General features: G+C 71.2%; 15 protein-coding genes. 4 read left to right on the top strand and 11 right to left on the bottom strand.

What is annotated here, in order from left to right:
* Window positions 1-102 precede the first annotated feature (102 nt).
* From ACZ6TU_RS09960 to ACZ6TU_RS09950, 3 genes are all read right to left on the bottom strand, one after another.
* Complete coding sequence (locus tag ACZ6TU_RS09960) at window positions 103-1,158, bottom strand: protein kinase family protein (RefSeq protein WP_469547696.1); 1,056 nt, start codon at window positions 1,156-1,158, stop codon at window positions 103-105.
* On the bottom strand, window positions 1,155-1,853 hold the full coding sequence (locus ACZ6TU_RS09955; RefSeq protein ID WP_467674019.1) for a class I SAM-dependent methyltransferase: 699 nt from the start codon (window positions 1,851-1,853) through the stop codon (window positions 1,155-1,157). Before ACZ6TU_RS09955 ends, ACZ6TU_RS09960 begins: the two co-directional genes overlap by 4 nt.
* 137 nt (window positions 1,854-1,990) lie before the next feature.
* Window positions 1,991-2,902, bottom strand: coding sequence for an acyltransferase domain-containing protein (locus ACZ6TU_RS09950; protein ID WP_467674021.1), 912 nt, complete (start codon window positions 2,900-2,902; stop codon window positions 1,991-1,993).
* Window positions 2,903-2,977: 75 nt separating this feature from the next.
* Between ACZ6TU_RS09950 and ACZ6TU_RS09945 the strand changes: the two genes are divergently transcribed.
* The gene (locus ACZ6TU_RS09945) at window positions 2,978-3,241 is read left to right on the top strand and encodes a DUF6343 family protein (RefSeq protein WP_467674022.1); all 264 of its coding nucleotides are present in this window, start codon (window positions 2,978-2,980) and stop codon (window positions 3,239-3,241) included.
* A 19-nt stretch (window positions 3,242-3,260) separates the two neighbouring features.
* On the opposite strand, the gene ACZ6TU_RS09940 is transcribed toward ACZ6TU_RS09945, so the two are convergent.
* The 4 genes from ACZ6TU_RS09940 to rpsA all read right to left on the bottom strand — a co-directional run bounded on the left by ACZ6TU_RS09940 (window position 3,261) and on the right by rpsA (window position 6,957).
* The gene (locus tag ACZ6TU_RS09940; RefSeq protein ID WP_086852684.1) at window positions 3,261-3,641 is read right to left on the bottom strand and encodes a tetratricopeptide repeat protein; all 381 of its coding nucleotides are present in this window, start codon (window positions 3,639-3,641) and stop codon (window positions 3,261-3,263) included.
* Between the two features lie 50 nt (window positions 3,642-3,691).
* The gene (gene coaE / locus ACZ6TU_RS09935; protein ID WP_467674024.1) at window positions 3,692-4,312 is read right to left on the bottom strand and encodes a dephospho-CoA kinase; all 621 of its coding nucleotides are present in this window, start codon (window positions 4,310-4,312) and stop codon (window positions 3,692-3,694) included.
* A gap of 53 nt (window positions 4,313-4,365) precedes the next feature.
* Window positions 4,366-5,304: a PAC2 family protein gene (locus ACZ6TU_RS09930; protein WP_467674026.1), complete on the bottom strand. Its 939-nt coding sequence runs from the start codon at window positions 5,302-5,304 to the stop codon at window positions 4,366-4,368.
* Window positions 5,305-5,460: 156 nt separating this feature from the next.
* The gene (rpsA, locus tag ACZ6TU_RS09925; protein ID WP_467674028.1) at window positions 5,461-6,957 is read right to left on the bottom strand and encodes a 30S ribosomal protein S1; all 1,497 of its coding nucleotides are present in this window, start codon (window positions 6,955-6,957) and stop codon (window positions 5,461-5,463) included.
* 366 nt (window positions 6,958-7,323) lie between these two features.
* Here rpsA and ACZ6TU_RS09920 point away from each other — a divergent pair, with 366 nt between their 5' ends.
* Complete coding sequence (locus tag ACZ6TU_RS09920; protein WP_037672112.1) at window positions 7,324-8,133, top strand: class I SAM-dependent methyltransferase; 810 nt, start codon at window positions 7,324-7,326, stop codon at window positions 8,131-8,133.
* Window positions 8,134-8,137: 4 nt separating this feature from the next.
* On the top strand, window positions 8,138-10,678 hold the full coding sequence (gene hrpB, locus ACZ6TU_RS09915) for an ATP-dependent helicase HrpB (RefSeq protein WP_467674030.1): 2,541 nt from the start codon (window positions 8,138-8,140) through the stop codon (window positions 10,676-10,678).
* Here the strand turns inward: hrpB and pgfA are convergent.
* The 3 genes from pgfA to ACZ6TU_RS09900 form a co-directional block, all read right to left on the bottom strand.
* Window positions 10,668-11,660 (bottom strand): cell envelope lipid trafficking protein PgfA, encoded by a 993-nt coding sequence (gene pgfA / locus ACZ6TU_RS09910; protein ID WP_467674032.1) that lies wholly within the window; start codon window positions 11,658-11,660, stop codon window positions 10,668-10,670. The two genes, hrpB and pgfA, sit on opposite strands and share 11 nt — an antisense overlap.
* A 25-nt stretch (window positions 11,661-11,685) precedes the next feature.
* The gene (locus tag ACZ6TU_RS09905; protein ID WP_010039541.1) at window positions 11,686-11,820 is read right to left on the bottom strand and encodes an SPW_0924 family protein; all 135 of its coding nucleotides are present in this window, start codon (window positions 11,818-11,820) and stop codon (window positions 11,686-11,688) included.
* Between the two features lie 157 nt (window positions 11,821-11,977).
* On the bottom strand, window positions 11,978-13,741 hold the full coding sequence (locus ACZ6TU_RS09900) for a lytic transglycosylase domain-containing protein (RefSeq protein WP_467674034.1): 1,764 nt from the start codon (window positions 13,739-13,741) through the stop codon (window positions 11,978-11,980).
* A 315-nt stretch (window positions 13,742-14,056) separates the two neighbouring features.
* Here ACZ6TU_RS09900 and ACZ6TU_RS09895 point away from each other — a divergent pair, with 315 nt between their 5' ends.
* The gene (locus tag ACZ6TU_RS09895; RefSeq protein ID WP_469547692.1) at window positions 14,057-14,914 is read left to right on the top strand and encodes a DUF4184 family protein; all 858 of its coding nucleotides are present in this window, start codon (window positions 14,057-14,059) and stop codon (window positions 14,912-14,914) included.
* Between the two features lie 654 nt (window positions 14,915-15,568).
* Here the strand turns inward: ACZ6TU_RS09895 and polA are convergent.
* Window positions 15,569-18,295, bottom strand: a complete 2,727-nt coding sequence (gene polA, locus ACZ6TU_RS09890; protein ID WP_467674037.1) for a DNA polymerase I — start codon at window positions 18,293-18,295, stop codon at window positions 15,569-15,571.
* Between the last annotated feature and the right edge of the window lie 39 nt (window positions 18,296-18,334).

Raw genomic sequence — 18,334 nt, 5'->3', positions numbered from 1 at the left:
GGGATGCGGTCCGTGGTGATGTCGCAGGGATAGACCGTCCCTCACCAACGAACTCATCGCCGCCCGGCAGATTTTCACCCCGAATCGCCGCGCCCGCGCCTGTCACGGGCAGAGCCGCCGGAGTCTTTCCAACGGGTACGGAGCTGTCCTGCTCACCTCCTGGATCGTTCGGTAGAAGTCCGTCATCACGGCCGCGACCGGCGCATTGCGGGTGAGGATCGCCGCCGTCCCGGGCGGCACCCCGTTGGGCTGTTGTCCTTCGGCCCATGCCCGTATCAGTTCTCCACGTATCTCCCAGTCCGCGCCATGCAGGGCGGTGACCAGCCAGTTCACTAGGTAACTGGCCGTGTAGCAACGGTCGTAGGTGGCGTGCCGGTCGTAGAAGTCGGTCTCAGCGGGTGAGAGGTCGAAGCGGCTGGACAGGGCGAGGCCGTAGTCGGCGAAGTACAGGCGCCGGCCGTCGGTCAGGACGTTCTCGAAGTGGGCGTCGAAGTGGAGCAGCCCCCGGCTGTTCATGAAGGACGTGCCGGCCCGCAGTTCCCTCTCCACCAGCGAGCACGCCCAGTCGAGAGCCTCGCCGCCCGTTCGTACCCGCGCCGTGAGCCACGCGTGCAACGTCTGGGGTATGTACTCCAGGAACAGCGCTACGCTCGCCGAGGACTGCCGCAGCGCCTCGATACGACGCCGCACTTCCGCGCTGCCTTCCCAGTAGGCCACCGCCCGTTCCACATCGGCCAGTTCCTCCGCCAGCGTGGGGGCCTCGTCCGGCAGGACGCGCCAGTGGTACATCAGCGGAAAGCCGTGGAACTGCCCGGAAAGCACCCAGTTCGTCGTCATCGTGTGAGCGGCGACCTCGCGCCACGCCCCGAACCCGGGCCCGCCGACGCCGTACTGGCAGAAGGTGGGGAGCCCGAACACGTTGGCCGTGGACCGGAGGTGTTCCGGCCGCCGCTCCAGGTCCGTCAGGGGCACCCGCTTCACGAAGACCGGCGAGCCGGCCACGTCCATCCGGGCCGGCTTCCCGCCAATGCCCGTCCCCAACGGCACGGCCGCGTCCACCAGCTCACGCAGCTCGGCGTCCCCGCACAGTGCCAAGGACGTCGAAACCGTGTCGTAGCCGGTCAGCCGCCCGCTCTCCCACCCCGTACGATCCCTCACGCACTCCCGCCGTCCAGACCGTCGGGCACCGCCCTCACCCATATCCGATCCTCCGTCAGGTACTGGTCCACTCTCAGGCCCGTCTCCCCCAGCGCCTCCTCGAACTGTTCCCTGGTCAACGGTCGTGCCCGGAACGTCTGAGTCCAGACCGCGTCCGGGAACTCGTACTCGGCGCGCACCGCGTTGACCCCGTCGCCGACCGGATCCGACGACACGATCCGCACGGTGAAGCCGCTGGGAGCCACACGCTCGCGCGGCACGTTCGTGTGGTAGTCCTCGCCCTCCCGCTGGATCAGCACGGAGCCGCCCTCCGCGACATGCCGCACGCACGTGCGCAGCAGGCCCCGCCGCACCTCGGCATCCCCGGCGTGTACGAGGAACGACGCGAGCAGCACCACGTCGAACCTCTCGCCCAGGTCCAGGTCCTCGATCGGGCTGCATATCGTCCGCGCCCCGCGTACGCGCTCCAGCATCTCGGGGGACTCGTCCACCGCCGTGACCTCGAACCCGCGCTCCAGTAACGCATGGGTCATGCGCCCGACGCCGCTGCCCAGTTCCAGGATGCGCGCGCCCGCAGGCACCGCCGCTGCGATGACGTCCGGTTCGTCCCCGACGGGCAGCCGCGAGTAGAACTCCACCGCGCAGCCGTCCGGGGTGATGGCCCCGGGTCCCGTCCCCTCGTATCCCTCACGCATTTTCAGCTCCATGCCCGTCCAACGGGCCACAACCGCACGCCCGTTCCCGCCCTGGCTGCCTTCACCCGACCGAGTGAACGGGCCGCCCGACTTCCGGAAGCCGAGGGCCACGGGCGCCGACAGCGGAACCCAGACGCCTACAGCGGGAACCAGCCGTGCCCCACGTACCAGTGGCCGCCCGCCCTCAGGTGATCCCCCACCGCCCGCTCCACCGACGTCCGCCTCGGCAGGCTCGCCACCGGCAGGTCCGGGTCGCCGAAGACGAACCGGACGGGCTCGGTGTCCGCCGGTTCCGGCTCTTCACCGGGGTCACGGCCGGCCTCGAAGCGTTCCTGGAAGCGGACGATGTTGGAATCCGGGGCGAGGTACCGCCTCAACTGCGGGTCAAGGAGCCAGGAGTGGCACACCGCGACCTGGTACCGCTCCTGCGGAAAGTGGCGGGCGAAGAAATCCCGCGCCAGTTCCAGGGAACGGTCGCAGGCCGCCGGGGACAGCGGCCCGCGGAAGTCCGGGATGTGCAGGTTCAGACAGGGCTCCCCCGGCGTCACGTCCAGCCCGGCCGCCGACACCGCCCGCCCCGTCCGCTGCCCGAGGCGCGCCCGCTCGAACTGCAGCCGCCCCAGCTGGTACAGCTCACCTCGGAAGTGGGGCGTGAGCCACTGGGGGACCTTCACCCCTCCCCTGCCGTGCTGCCGTCGATGGTGCGCCATGTTCCGCCCGAGGTCGGCGAGAGTGCGGCGGCTGACCTCGGTGGTGACACCCCGCTCCTGGTGATATGCGCGCGTGTACGGCAGCGCCGCGACGAACACGTACACGGCGAAGTACGGGCCCAGCGCCGCCGGGACCTCCTCGACGCGCTCAGCGAGCGGTACCGCGACCCCGATCTCCCCGATGTCCCGCACCAGGTCGTCGACGCACTCCTCCAGGAGCCTCATGGCCCCGGCGTCCGCGGTGAGCGTCCGCCGTAGGGCGACCAGGTCGTTGATGTCCTCGTGCGGCACCGCGAGGTCGAGCAGGATCTCGGGTAACGCGTCGGCGTCCGGCAGCATGCACGGCCCCCTCCGTCTGCCTTGGTGAACTCTCGCCACGAAGAGTACGTTGCAAGCAGGAGTGGTGATCGAGCGATGCGTACAGGCAGTGAACCGCGGACCGCGCGCAGTGCCCTGCGGGCGCGCTTCTGGCTGAGCGTGTGGGGGCTGGTCTGGGCGCTCTTCGGGACGGTCGCGTTCACGCTCGCCGGGCGGACCGGCTGGGCCATCGCCTGTGGCGCGCTGCTGCTGGTCGTCACGATCGACCTCGTCGTCGTCCTCAGGCACATCCGCCAGGGTCCGCACTACCAGCCGGGCCCCGACATCCCGCCCTACCGTCCACCGGACGACCGCCCCTGAGGCGGACGGGGACCGGCGCTCACGAGTCGAAGCCCGCCGCCTTCAGGAACCGCGGGTTCGGATCCAGCGCGGCGGCCAGGCGGAAGTGGCGCTTGGCCTGGTCGGGGCGGTTCTGCCGCTCATACGTGCGGGCGAGCGCGAAGTGCGCGAACGCGTTGTCCGGCTCGCGCTCCAGGACGATCGAGAACTCCAGCTCAGCCGGCCTCAGCTGCGCCGCCGCGAAAAAGGCACGCGCCCGCAGCAGCCGGGCGGCGGTGTTCTCCGGGTGCGCGGCGATGACTCCGTCGAGCAGCTTCACCGCGCCCCGCGGGTCCCGCGCCGCGAGCAGTTGCTCGGCGGCACGGAAGTCGATGACGTGCGTCTCCGGAGTACGTCCGGTGGAACCGCTGGTCTCGGGCACGGCAGAGTCCTTCCCTCACTGCAAGGGTTCAACGCACCCGCGAGATGCCGCTATTCCTGAGGGGACGGCCGGAGCGCCTGCGACCTGCGTTCCAGTTCGGCCCACACGTCCTTCACGCGGCGCTCCAGGTCCTCCAGCGGAACGTCGTTGTCGATGACGATGTCCGCGATCTCCCGGCGCTGCTCGCGTGCCGCCTGGGCGGCCATCCGCGCGCGGGCGTCCTCCTCGGTCATGCCGCGCAGCCGTACGAGCCGGTCGAACTGGGTCTCTGGGCTCGCGTCGACGACGATCACGACGTCGTACAGCGACGCCAGGCCGTTCTCCGTGAGGAGCGGGACGTCGTGCACGACGACCGCGTCCTCGGCGGCGGCCTCTTCGAGCTCGCGGGAGCGGGCACCCACGAGGGGGTGCACGATCGAGTTGAGCGTGGCGAGCTTCGCCGCGTCGGCGAAGACGATGGAGCCGAGCCTGGGGCGGTCCAGGCTGCCGTCGGCCGCGAGTATCTCCTCGCCGAAGGCCTCCACGACCGCGGCGAGCCCCGGCGTCCCCGGCGCGACGACCTCCCGCGCGATGCGGTCCGCGTCGATCAGCACGGCACCGCACTCGACGAGCAGCCGTGACACCTCACTCTTGCCGGCACCGATACCGCCGGTCAGGCCCACCTTCAGCATGAGCCGAGCTTAGGCCCTGCCGGAGGCAGGGCCCTGTCCAGGTCTCCCCGGGCTCAGCTGTCGCCTTCTCTCTCGGCCAGGAACTTCTCGAACTCCCGGCCGATCTCGTCCGCCGAGGGGATGTCCACCGGCTCGGCGAGCATGTTGCCCCGGGTCTCGGCGCCCGCGACGGCGTCGTACTGGTGTTCCAGGCCCTCGACGAGCGCGGTGAGGTCCTCGTCGCCCTCGCGGATCTGCCGGTCGATCTCCGTCTGGGTGCGGTGGGCGTCCGAGCGCAGGGCGTGGGCGATGCCGGGCAGCACCAGTCCGGTGGCCGCCGTGATGGCCTCCAGGACCGTCAGGGCCGCGTCCGGGTACGGAGAGCGGGCGATGTAGTGCGGGACGTGGGCGGCGACGCCCAGGACGTCGTGCCCGGCCTGGAGCAGGCGGTACTCGACGAGCGACTCGGCGCTGCCCGGTACCTGCGCCTCCTCGAACGGGCTGCGGTGGCCCGGGACGAGGTCGGTGCGGTTGCCGTGCGGGGTCAGGCCGACGGGCCGGGTGTGCGGGACGCCCATGGGAATGCCGTGGAAGTTCACCGACAGACGGACGCCGAGCCGCTCCACGATCTGCTTCACGGCCGCGCCGAAGCGCTCCCACTCCACGTCCGGCTCAGGGCCGGACAGCAGCAGGAACGGCGCTCCGGTGGCGTCCTGCACCAGCCGCACCTCGATGGCGGGATCCTCGTAGTCGCTCCAGCGGTCGCGCTTGAACGTCAGCAACGGGCGGCGGGCGCGGTAGTCCACGAGCCGGTCGTGGTCGAAGCGGGCGACGACCTGGTGGGGCAGCGAGTCGAGCAGCCGGTCGACGATCTGGTCGCCGGTCTCGCCCGCGTCGATGTATCCGTCGAAGTGGTAGAGCATGACAAGTCCGGCCGACTCCTGGGCCAACGCCATGTCGACGACAGCCAGCCCCTTCGGCTCCCATGCGTACAAACCCTGCGGATCAAGCACAGTGACCGCTCCTCCTCGTGTCCGTACTGCACAACGTCCTTGCGGGCGTGGGCATTCCCGAAGAAGGAGTACATGATCTTTCCGGAGGCAGCACTGAGGGGCCGCACCTCGAAAGGTACGGCCCCTCAGTCAGCTGCTAAGCCTCAGCGGCAGCGATCAGCTCTGGCCGCCGGCCAGCTTCTCGCGAAGCGCGGCAAGCGCCTCGTCCGAGGCCAGCGCGCCGGAGTTGTCCGCACCCTCGGAGGAGTACGAACCGCCACCACCGGACGCGGCCGGAGCGGCAGGCTCGCCACCCTCGGCAGCGGCCTTCTCGTCCGCCTCGCGGGACTTGATGACCTGCGCCTGGTGCTGCTCGAAGCGCTGCTGCGCCTCGGCGTACTGGGTCTCCCAGGCCTCGCGCTGGGTCTCGTAGCCCTCGAGCCAGTCGTTGGTCTCGGGGTCGAAGCCCTCGGGGTAGATGTAGTTGCCCTGGTCGTCGTAGGACGCGGCCATGCCGTAGAGGGTCGGGTCGAACTCGACCGCCGACGGGTCGGCACCGAAGGCCTCGTTGGCCTGCTTCAGCGAGAGGCTGATGCGACGGCGCTCGAGGTCGATGTCGATGACCTTGACGAAGATCTCGTCGTTGACCTGGACGACCTGCTCCGGGATCTCCACGTGGCGCTCGGCCAGCTCGGAGATGTGGACCAGACCCTCGATGCCCTCGTCCACGCGGACGAACGCACCGAACGGAACCAGCTTCGTGACCTTGCCGGGCACGACCTGGCCGATCTGGTGGGTGCGGGCGAACTGCTGCCACGGGTCTTCCTGGGTCGCCTTCAGCGACAGGGAGACGCGCTCGCGGTCCATGTCGACGTCGAGGACCTCGACGGTGACCTCCTGGCCGACCTCGACAACCTCGGACGGGTGGTCGATGTGCTTCCAGGACAGCTCGGAGACGTGAACCAGGCCGTCGACGCCACCCAGGTCCACGAAGGCACCGAAGTTGACGATCGAGGAGACGACGCCGGAACGGACCTGACCCTTCTGGAGGGTGGTGAGGAACGTCTGGCGGACCTCGGACTGGGTCTGCTCCAGCCAGGCACGGCGGGACAGGACCACGTTGTTGCGGTTCTTGTCCAGCTCGATGATCTTGGCCTCGAGCTCCTTGCCCACGTAGGGCTGGAGGTCGCGAACGCGGCGCATCTCGACCAGGGAGGCCGGGAGGAAGCCACGGAGGCCGATGTCGAGGATGAGACCACCCTTGACGACCTCGATGACGGTACCGGTGACGATCCCGTCCTCTTCCTTGATCTTCTCGATGGTGCCCCAGGCACGCTCGTACTGGGCGCGCTTCTTCGAGAGGATCAGGCGGCCTTCCTTGTCCTCCTTCTGGAGAACAAGGGCCTCGATCTCGTCACCGACGGCGACGACCTCGTTGGGGTCGACGTCGTGCTTGATCGAGAGCTCGCGGCTCGGGATCACACCTTCGGTCTTGTAACCGATGTCGAGCAGGACCTCGTCCCGGTCGACCTTCACGATGACGCCGTCGACGATGTCGCCGTCGTTGAAGTACTTGATCGTCTCGTCGATCGCGGCGAGGAAGGCTTCCTCGTTACCGATGTCGTTGACCGCTACCTGCGGGGTGGTGGCGGTGGTCTCGGTGCTGCTCGTCATGTGGGAAAGGGCTCCGGTACGGACATTGAAGTCGTAGGTACTGCTACGCCGGGAGCCCGTTTCGCTCTGCAGAAGCCGGACAGCCAAGGAAGCGCCACAGAAACGAAAGTGGCGCCTCGACAACCGAGGGGACATACATACAGATGCGAGCGCAGCCTGCTACGTCTGAGGTGCGCAGGCCCGCAGCGCAACTTGTAGCATACGGGGGCAGCCGGGCAGGGTCAATGCGCGAAGCCGCCCACCCGGGGCGGAACACCGCATACCCGGCACAAGTCGTGTCGTCCGAGGCCACGCAGGGCGTGTGACGCCCCCTTCGGGACACCTCCGGGACCGGCTGGACGGAAGAGTACGACGAGGGAGCCGATCATCCAAGAGCCCGAAGCGTCCGAACCGGAGGCGACCCGGCGTGACGCAGATGTCACGGAGAGCTCCCGGGCCAACCGGGGCTGGTGGGACCGCAACGCGGACGAGTACCAGACCGAGCACGGCACCTTCCTCGGCGACGACCGCTTCGTGTGGGGCCCCGAGGGCCTGGACGAGGTGGAGGCCGAGCTGCTCGGCCCACCGGAGGAGCTGAAGGGCAAGGACGTCCTGGAGATCGGCGCGGGCGCGGCCCAGTGCTCGCGCTGGCTGGCCGGCCAGGGCGCCCGCCCCGTGGCCCTGGACATCTCGCACCGGCAGCTGCAGCACGCGCTGCGCATCGGCGGACCGTTCCCCCTGGTGTGCGCCGACGCCGGTGCGCTGCCCTTCGCGGACGGCTCGTTCGACCTGGTCTGCTCGGCGTACGGGGCGCTGCCCTTCGTCGCCGACCCGCGCCTGGTGCTGCGGGAGGTGCGCCGGGTGCTGCGGCCCGGGGGCCGTCTGGTCTTCTCGGTGACGCACCCGATCCGCTGGGCCTTCCCGGACGAGCCGGGACCGGAAGGGCTGTCGGTGTCGGGTTCGTACTTCGACCGCACGCCCTACGTCGAGCAGGACGAGGAGGGCCGCGCGGTCTACGTCGAGCACCACCGCACGCTCGGCGACCGTGTCCGGGACGTGGTGGCCTCGGGGTTTCGGCTGGTGGACCTGGTGGAGCCGGAGTGGCCGGCCTGGAACACCTCCGAGTGGGGCGGCTGGTCGCCACTGCGCGGGAACCTGATCCCGGGGACTGCGATCTTCGTGTGCGTACGAGACTGAGTGCGTGATCCGTTACGACGCCCTGGACGCCCTGCCCGTACGCGGTGCCCTGCCCGCCCTGGACGACGCCCTGGAGGGGCACGGCACCGCCGTCCTCGTGGCGCCGCCCGGCACGGGAAAGACGACCCTGGTGCCCCTGGCTCTGGCGGGGCTGCTCGGGGAAGGGCCTCGGCGGCGGGTGATCGTCGCCGAGCCGCGGCGGATCGCGGCACGGGCGGCGGCGCGGAGGATGGCGTGGCTGCTGGGCGAGAAGGTGGGCGGGAGCGTCGGCTACACCGTGCGCGGGGAACGCGTCGTCGGGCGGCACACGCGCGTGGAGGTCGTCACGACCGGTGTGCTGGTGCAGCGGGTGCAGCGGGACCAGGAGCTGGCCGGTACGGACGTGGTGGTGCTCGACGAGTGCCACGAGCGGCATCTGGACGCGGACACGGCGGCGGCGTTCCTGTGGGACGTGCGGCAGACGCTGCGCCCGGAGCTGCGGCTGGTGGCCGCCTCTGCGACGACCGACGCGCAGGGGTGGGCCGCGCTGCTGGGCGGTGCTCCGGTGGTCGAGGCCCAGGGGACGGCGTATCCGGTGGAGGTCGTGTGGGCGCCGTCGGTACGGCCGGTACGGCCGCCGCACGGGATGCGTGTCGATCCGGCGCTGCTGACGCATGTGGCGTCGGTGGTGCGGCGGGCACTGGCCGAGCGGGACGGGGACGTGCTGTGTTTCCTGCCGGGCGTGGGCGAGATCGCCCGGGTCGCCGGGCAGCTCGGGGAACTCGGGGACGCCGAGGTGCTTCAGGTGCACGGGCGGGCGCCCGCGGCCGTGCAGGACGCCGTGCTGGCCGGTGGGGAACGGCGCCGGGTGGTGCTGGCCACGTCGGTGGCGGAGTCGTCGCTGACGGTTCCCGGTGTGCGTGTGGTCGTCGACTCCGGGCTGGCGCGGGAGCCTCGCGTCGACCACGCGCGCGGGTTGAGCGCGCTGACGACCGTACGGGCGTCGCAGGCGGCCGGGCGGCAGCGGGCGGGGCGGGCCGGGCGTGAGGCGCCGGGGGCGGTGTACCGGTGCTGGGCGGAGGCCGAGGATGCGCGGCTGCCGCGCTTTCCCTCGCCGGAGATCAAGGTGGCGGACCTGACGGCGTTCGCGCTTCAGGTGGCGTGCTGGGGGGATCCGGACGCGTCCGGGCTGGCGCTGCTGGATCCGCCGCCGAGTGGGGCGATGGCGGCGGCGCGGGATGTCCTGGCGGCGGTCGGGGCCGTCGACTCCGCCGGGCGGGCCACGGAGCGGGGTGCTGCGCTGGCTCGGCTGGGGCTTCATCCGCGGCTGGGGCGGGCATTGGTGGATTCCGTTCCGTTCGTGGGGGCCGAGCGCGCCTCGGAAATCGTCGCCCTGTTGAGCGAGGAGGCGCCTCGGGAGTACGGCGATGATCTCGCGGGTGCGTTGCGTCGTGCTCGGCGTGGGGGTGACGCCTATGCCTCGCGGTGGCGGAGCGAGGTTCGGCGGCTGCGGGCCGTCGTTTCGGGGGTCTCCCACCCGCCCACCCGTATCTCACCTCCAGAGGTCGAGGTCGGGAAGTGGGACGACGCCTCGGAGGATCGGCAGGTGGGGCTCGTTGCCGCGCTCGCCTTTCCCGAGCGCGTCGGCAGGGTCGACGGCGGGGCGTGCCTGATGGTGTCCGGGACGCGTGCCGAGATCGGCGAGGGGAGCGGGCTGCGGGGGGCCGACTGGGTCGCCGTCGCCGTGGCGGACCGGCCCGTCGGCAAGGGGCACGCGCGCGTGCAGTCGGGGGCCGTCGTCGACGAAGGGGTCGCCCGGCTCGCCGCGGGGGCGCTGCTCGAGGAGCGGGACGAGGTGCGCTGGGACGGTGGGGACGTCGTGGCGCGGCGGGTGGAGCGGCTGGGGGCCGTGGAGTTGGCGGTGCGGCCGCTGAAGGACACCGATCCCGTGCTCGTACGCGGTGCGCTGCTCGACGGGCTGCGGCGGGAGGGGTTCGGGGTGCTGCGGTGGTCTCCGGAGGCCGGCGTTCTGCGGCAGCGGCTCGCGTTTCTGCGGCTGCACCTCGGTGAACCGTGGCCCGACGTCTCCGACGACGCGCTGCACGCGCGCGTGGACGAGTGGCTGGAACCGGAGCTGAGCCGGGCCCGGCGGCGGGCCGATCTGGCGCGGATCGACGCCGGGGAGGCGCTCGCGCGGCTGCTGCCCTGGGCCTCCGGGGAGGCCGGGCGGCTCGACGAGCTCGCCCCGGAGCGGATCACCGTGCCGAGCGGGTCGAGGATCCGCATCGACTACTCCCGGCCCGAGCAGCCCGTGCTGGCGGTGAAGTTGCAGGAGATGTTCGGGCTCCATGAGTCGCCGCGGGTCGCGGGGGTGCCGCTGCTCGTCCATCTGCTGTCCCCGGCCGGGCGGCCGGCCGCCGTCACCGCCGACCTCGCCTCGTTCTGGAAGGACGGTTACAAGGGCGTACGGGCGGAGCTGCGCGGGCGGTATCCGAAGCATCCGTGGCCCGAGGACCCGGCCGGGGCCGAGCCGACGCGGCACACCAGCGCCCGGCTCAGGCGCTGACCGGTGACGGTTCCCCGGCCTCCGTGGGAGCCGGGCCGGACGGGCGGCGCCTGCGGGCCTCCAGGTACAGCGCGAGGGCCAGCAGGAGGACGCCGAGGGTCAGGGAGCCCCACGGCAGGTAGGACGTCAGCAGCAGGATGAGCAGGCGCTGGGACTTCACCAGGTCGACCGTGTGCGTGATGTAGTCCTCGCGCATCTTCACGTGCCCGGCGAACGCGGTCACCTTGTCGCGGTCGCCGAGGAGGGTGCCGCCGCGCAGTTCCTCCTGGTGGAGTTCCTCGCCGTAGACGGGGGCGCCGGTGAGGGGTTCGACCCAGAACTTGCGGACCGTGGTGTACCAGCGGGTCGTGCCGGTCTCGGCGACCGACTCGGGGGTGAGGCCCTTCACGGGCAGCGTCTTCGGGATCCTCACCTCGGTCCAGGGGATGGTCTGCTCGAAGTAGTAGACCTCCAGGCCGCGGAAGTCCTGTGTGCCCTTGTAGTGGATGGGGGCGGTGACGCGGGCCTGGGCGTCGAAGTACTCGTAGTCCCGTCTCTCCGTGAGGAACGGCCATTTGAACTCGATGCCCTCGCGGCGCACCGGGTCGCCGTCGACCATCTCGCCGGTGGCGTGGACGGGTTCCTGGGTGTGGGCGTCGAAGATGTAGCGCTCGGGGATCTTCGACACCATCTCGCCGTCGGGGCCGACGACGTAGGACAGGCCGTCCCAGACGACGACGTCCCGGCCCGCCGACTCCTCGATCCGCTCGGAGGCCTCGACGTCGCCCTTGAGGGTCTGCACGATCGTGACCTCGGGGACCTTGCGGGCCCGCATCGTGCCGTAGTCGAGGAGGGTGGCGTTCTGCGCCACCAGGACCATGTCCTGGTACTGGTTCGCGGGGACCTTGGCGAGGCGCGGGAAGGCGTACCAGCGCAGCAGCGGGGACAGCGCCGCGAAGAACACGGCTAGGGCGAGCAGGACCAGGCCGGCCTTGCGGCGCATCTCGGCCTCCCTCCCGGGCGGGCGGTCAGGGGTGTGCGGGCACCGTCGTGAGCAGCGGCTTCGGGGACGTCCCGCCCGAGGGGGAGCCGAGGGCGGTCAGCGTGAGGACCACGGCGAACGCGACGGCGAGACCGGTGGCGGCGGCGACGAGAGCGCGCATACGGGGCCTCCTCACGGGCGATCTGATACACCGTCAGGTTTCTCGGCACCGTAGCAACGCGCGGCGGAGATGAGAACACGTCGCACACACAACGACGCGCCTCCTGAAAAACCGGCGCCCCTCTCAAAAGAGGGGCGCCGTGAGTGCTACTCGGGAGCTACGCGCCGGGACTGGCCGACGGGCTCGTGGACGGGCTCGGCGAGGACGTCTCGGCAGCCGCCACGGTCAGTTCGACGGTGAGGGTCGCTCCGCCCTCGGTGTTGACGCGGAGCAGGAACGTGCCGGTGGTGTCGTCCGCGTAGAGCTTCGGCAGCTTCAGCAGGCCCTTCGCGTCCGTCTTCAGGCCCGTCAGGGTGCGGACGGCCTTGCCGTCGGCGTTCTTGAAGTAAGGGCCCTTGTCGTTGACGGTCGGGTCGTCCGCCGACTTGATCAGCGTGGCGGTGGCCGCGACGCCGTCGGCGACCGCGCCCTTGTAGGTGGCCTTCACCTCGACCTGGTTCGCGAACTCGCCGCCCGGGGTGCAGGTCAGCGCGGCGTCACCGGTGCGGGCGAGGGCGTCGGCGGCGCGCTCGGTGACGGTGGCCGTGTAGTCGAGGCCCGCGACCACACGGCCCACGACGGTGGCGCGGACGGTGACGTCGCCCGTCTTCTCCCCCGCCTGAAGTGCGGGCGCGACGGCCACTCCGGAGCTGTTGGTGGCGACCGTGGCCACACTCTCGCCACCCGTGAACGTGGTGTCCGTGTCGCCGACGATGGTGAAGCGGATCCTGACCTTGCCGACGGCCTTTCCGGCCTTCGTCTCGGCGCGGGTGCTGATCCGCTTGGTGAACGTGTCGCCCGCCATCGCGGTGAGCTTCCCGGTCCCGGCGTCCTCCAGGTGGTGCACCGTGTCGGTGGGCGTGGGGGACGTCGAGGGCGGCGTGGTCGGCGTGGTCGGCTTTTCGGGCGAGTTGGGCGGCTTCGGGGTCGTCGTGCCGCCGTCGGGAGTGCCGGGCTTGTCGGGCTTGTCGGGACGGGGGCTGGGCTTGGGCTTCGAGCCCCCGGCAGCCGGCGTGCCCGGCGTGGAGGGTGAGGGACTCGCCCCCGCTCCGTTGTCGCTGCGGTTGTCGGGCAGCGTGCCGGTGCCGTCGGGGACCTGGTGCGTGCCCTTGCGGTAGTACTCCAGCCACCGCATGACCAGGTTCAGGTACTCCCGCGAGTTGTTGTAGCTGAGGATCGCGCGGTCGAGGTCGTTCTGGTCGGACAGGTCCCAGTTGTTGCGGCACAGGTAGTGCCCGGCGGCGAGCGCGGCGTCGTAGATGTTGTTGGGGTCCTTCTTGCCGTCGTCGTTGCCGTCGCGGCCCGCCCACCGCCAGGTGGACGGGATGAACTGCATGGGGCCGACGGCCTGGTCGTAGCTGCTGTTGCCGTCGTACGCGCCGTTGTCGGTGTCTTTGATGAGGGCGAAGCCGTTGCCGTCGAGCTGCGGGCCGAGGATCGACGAGACGGTGGTGCCGTCGGCGGTGACACGGCCGCCGCGGGCCTGCCCCGACTCCACCCGGCCGATGGCCGCGAGGAGTTGCCACGGCAGGTTGCAGCCGGGCTTGGAGTCGCGCAGCGAGGCCTCGGCCTTCTTGTAGGCGTCGAGGACGGTCGCGGGGATGCCCGCCTCGGACGTGCCGGAGGGGGTGGGGCCCGGCCCGGTGCTCGGTGACGGGCTCGGGCTGTTGAGCGGCGGCAGGTCCGTGTAGTACGGCGAGTTGCCGGTGGCGCTGCCGTCGGAGGCACTCGCGTCGGGTGAGGGGGTGGCGTCCGCGGCGGTCTGTCTGCCGTGATCATTCACGCCCGGAGCCTGGGAGGCGGACAGGGCCGCGACCGCTACCGCGGCCACGGCGGTGGTCGCCGCCCCCTTGCGCAGCCTCCTGCCGAATTGCGCCGCCATAGAGTGAACCCCTCCCGTGGACGCCCGAGCGCCCGTCTCTGCCTGTCGCGCGCTTCTGTTGCGTGCGCGTACTTCTGTTGCGCTCGCTCTGTTGTGACGATCGACCGGCCCGAGTGGTTGCCCTCCGCAGGCCTGTCTCCTGGCTCCGGCACGGTGACCCTGGCGACCCTACGGCAACTTCCTTTGCTCGGGCACCCGTTCGTGCCCGTTTTTCACCAGTTGGTCATGCGGCGAGCGCGCTGGGCGGACGGTGTTCGGCATCCCGCATACTGAGCCCTCCGATCGCCCTGGCAACGACCGTCACGAGGAGCCGAGTTGCCGTTCACGCTGAGCCATGCGGCAGCCGTACTGCCCGCCGTACGCACCGACGGCACCGGACGGGGCCCGCTGGTGCCCGCCGTGCTCGTGGCGGGTTCCTTCGCGCCCGACATGACCTATTACGCGGCGAGTGTGGTGTCCGGGGCGATGGAGTTCGGTGACGTGACGCACTCGTTCCCGGGTGTGCTCACGGTCGATGTGCTCGTCGCCTGGGCGCTGGTGGGGCTGTGGCTGCTGGTGCGCGAACCGCTGGTGGCGCTGCTGCCGCGGGCCCGGCAGGGGCGGGTTTCCGTGCTGGTGCGGTGCGGGGTGCCCCGCACGCGTGTGCGGCCGCCCTTGGTGCTGCGGTGGTACGTGTCCGCGGTGCTCGGCGCGTTGACGCACGTCGTGTGGGACGCGTTCACGCATCTCGACCGGTGGGGTATGCGGCTGTTTCCGGTACTGGGCCGGGAGGTGGCGGGCTCGCCGCTGTACTGGTACTTGCAGTACGGCGGTTCGGCGGTGGCCGCGGTCGTGATCGCCGTGTTCGTGGCGCAGGCCGTGCGGCGGGCGCCTGTGCGCGAGACGGTGGGGGTCCCGGCGCTGTCGGTACGGGACCGGTGGCTGGCCGGTGCGGTGATCGGCGGCTTCGCACTGGTGGGGGCGGTGCAGCGGGCGTCGCGGTGGTGGGCCTACTGGGGTTCGAGCGCGAAACCGTGGGAGATCATTCCGACGGTGTGCTTCGGGGCGGGCGCGGGGCTCGTGCCGGCGCTGCTGCTGTACGCCGTGGGGGTCAGGGCGTGGCGTCCGGTTCCGGGCCCGGGCGGTCCTGACCGGGTCGCTGACGCGGAGCCGAGCCGGCCGGCCGCTCACTGAGGGGCTCGGTGGTCACGATGTACACGGTGATGGTGGTGTGCGCGGGGCGGGGCCGCGGGAGCAGGGTGAGGACGAGCGTCAGACAGTTGCGGGCCAGATCCGCCCAGGGGCGGCAGGTCCTGCCGGGGCGATCGGCATTGCCTGGGTGCGGGGCGGTAGTGGCTCGGCCGCCGGTGAGACCAAGCATGGCGGACACGTCTCCAGGGCTGGTGAGGCCCGCGGCAGCGGACACAGCGCGGGCGCCGGCGAGACCCGGAACGGCCATCACGTCACCGGCGCCAGTGCGGCCAGTCGCGGCGGACACCGCGCCTGCGCGCGTGGGATCGATCGGCCGCCGAGCGCCGGCCAGGCGCTGCCGGAGGTCCGCCGTCGTGTGGCGCATGGCCGTGGTGAGAGCGGCGGGGACGCGGATCGTGCTTGCGGCGGCCGCGAAGGGCGGGACCGGCGGGAGTGCCACGCCTGGGACCGTGCGGCGGAGGAGCGTGCGTATACCCATGCCCGCATCTTTGCGACCGCCGGGGGCACGGGCCCTTTCTCGGGGGCCACGCGAGTGACGTTCCGGCGGGGGCGGGGTGGCGGGTGCCCCCGGCTCAGCGCTTGGCCGAGGGCATACCCGCGTCATCCGCTCCGGGACTGCTCGCGCAGCGCACCGGCCTAGTGCGCCGCCGACTCCCAGTCCGAGCCCGCGCCCACCGAGACGCCCAGCGGGACACGGAGGTGCACGGCGTTCGCCATCTCACGGCGGACGAGTTCCTCGGCGGCAGCCCGCTCACCGGGAGCGATCTCCAGCACGATTTCGTCGTGGACCTGGAGCAGCATGCGGGAGGCGAGCCCGGCGTCCTTGAGCGCGCTGTCCACCTTGAGCATGGCGATCTTGACGATGTCGGCCGCCGTGCCCTGGATGGGCGCGTTGAGAGCCATCCGCTCGGCCGCCTCGCGACGCTGGCGGTTGTCGCTGTTGAGGTCGGGGAGGTAGCGGCGGCGCCCGAAGAGCGTCGCCGTGTAGCCCGTCGCCCGGGCCTCGTCGACCGCCCGGCGCAGATAGTCCCGTACGCCGCCGAACCGCTCGAAGTACGCGTCCATCAGGGCGCGGGCCTCCGCCGCCTCGATGTTCAGCTGCTGGGAGAGGCCGAAGGCCGACAGACCGTAGGCCAGGCCGTACGACATGGCCTTGATCTTGCGGCGCATCTCGGCGTCCACCGCGGTCGGCTCGACCGCGAAGACCTGTGAAGCGGCTGTGGTGTGCAGGTCCTCACCGGAGGTGAAGGCCTCGATCAGGCCCTCGTCCTCGGACAGGTGGGCCATCACGCGCAGTTCGATCTGGCTGTAGTCGGCCGTCATCAGGGACTCGAAGCCCTCACCGACGACGAAGCCGCGGCGGATCGCGCGTCCCTCGTCGGTGCGGACCGGGATGTTCTGGAGGTTCGGGTCCGTCGAGGACAGGCGGCCGGTGGCGGCGACCGTCTGGTTGAACGTGGTGTGGATACGGCCGTCCGCGGCGATCGTCTTGATCAGGCCCTCGACGGTGACGCGGAGCTTGGCCTGCTCGCGGTGGCGGAGCATGATCACCGGCAGCTCGTTGTCCGTCTGCGTGGCGAGCCAGGCCAGCGCGTCGGCGTCCGTGGTGTAGCCGGTCTTCGTCCGCTTCGTCTTGGGCAGGGCCAGCTCGCCGAAGAGGACCTCCTGGAGCTGCTTGGGCGAGCCCAGGTTGAACTCGTGCCCGGCTGCCGCGTGGGCCTCCTTCACCGCCTGCTGGACGGCGCCGGCGAACATCTGCTCCATGGCCTCCAGGTGGGGCCGGTCGGCCGCGATGCCGTGCCGCTCCATGCGGGCGAGCAGCGCGGACGTGGGCAGCTCCATGTCGCGCAGCAGGTCGGCGGCGCCGACGTCCTCCAGGCGGCTCTCGAAGGCCTCGCCCAGGTCGAGGATGGCGCGGGCCTGGATCATCAGGGCCTCGGCCTCGGCACCGTCGTCCGCGCCGAAGGCGAGCTGGCCGTCGGCCGCGGCGGCGGGGGCCAGCTCGCGGTGCAGGTACTCCAGGGACAGCGCGTCCAGGTCGAAGGAGCGGCGGCCCGGCTTGACCAGGTAGGCGGCGAGAGCGGTGTCCATGGTGACGCCCTCGACGCTCCAGCCGTGCTCGGCGAAGACGCGCATGGCGCCCTTGGCGTTGTGGAAGATCTTGGGCCGGCCGGCGTCGGCGAGCCAGGCCGCGAAGGCCGTCTCGTCGGCCTCGTCCAGCTGGGAGGGGTCGAACCAGGCGGCTGCCCCGCCGGGCGCGGCGAGCGCGACCTCGGCGACCGAGCCCGTGCCGAGCGCCCAGGCGTCGACCGTGGCGATGCCGAGCGGCTGGGTGCCGTGCTCGGTGAGCCAGCCGGTCAGCTCGCCGGTGCCGAGCACCGTGCCGTCCAGTTGCACGCCGTCCGTGCTGATCGGGGTGGTCTCGGCCTCCTCGGCGCCGGGGTCGACGGCGAAGAGCCGCTCGCGCAGGGAGGGGTTGCGGATCTCCAGGGTGTCCAGGACCATCGCGACGGCAGTGCGGTCGTACGCGGCCCGCTCCAGCTCGGTGACGCCCTTGGGGAGCTCGACCTGGCGCTCCAGCTCCGTGAGCCGGCGGTTGAGCTTGACCGCTTCCAGGTGGTCGCGGAGGTTCTGCCCGGCCTTGCCCTTGACCTCTTCCACGCGCTCGACGAGCTCCGCGAAGGAACCGAACTGGTTGATCCACTTCGCGGCCGTCTTCTCGCCGACGCCGGGGATGCCGGGGAGGTTGTCGGAGGGGTCGCCGCGCAGGGCCGCGAAGTCGGGGTACTGCGCGGGCGTCAGCCCGTACTTCTCGAATACCTTCTCGGGGGTGAAGCGGGTCAGCTCGGAGACGCCCTTGGTCGGGTACAGCACCGTGGTGTGCTCGCTGACCAGCTGGAAGGAGTCCCGGTCGCCGGTGACGATCAGCACCTCGAAGCCCTCGGCCTCGGCCTGCGTGGCGAGCGTGGCGATGACGTCGTCCGCCTCGAAGCCGTCCACCGCGAAGCGGACGGCGCCCATCGCGTCGAGGAGCTCGCCGATCAGCTCGACCTGGCCCTTGAACTCGTCCGGGGTCTTGGAGCGGTTCGCCTTGTACTCCGTGAACTCCTGGGAGCGCCAGGTCTTGCGGGAGACGTCGAAGGCGACCGCGAAGTGCGTGGGCGCCTCGTCGCGCAGCGTGTTGGCCAGCATCGACGCGAAGCCGTAGATCGCGTTCGTCGGCTGGCCCGTCGCGGTGGTGAAGTTCTCCGCGGGCAGCGCGAAGAACGCGCGGTAGGCCAGCGAGTGCCCGTCCATGAGCATCAGTCGCGGACGGCTGCCGCCGGAGGTCTTGTCGGTCGTCTTCGATGCTGTCTCTGCCACGCCCCCGATCCTGCCACGCCCCACTGACACTCGGCCCCG

This window comes from Streptomyces sp. NPDC052064, from assembly GCF_055585925.1.
Note: the sequence above shows the minus strand (reverse complement) of the source record. Positions and strands in the feature narration are given on the sequence as shown.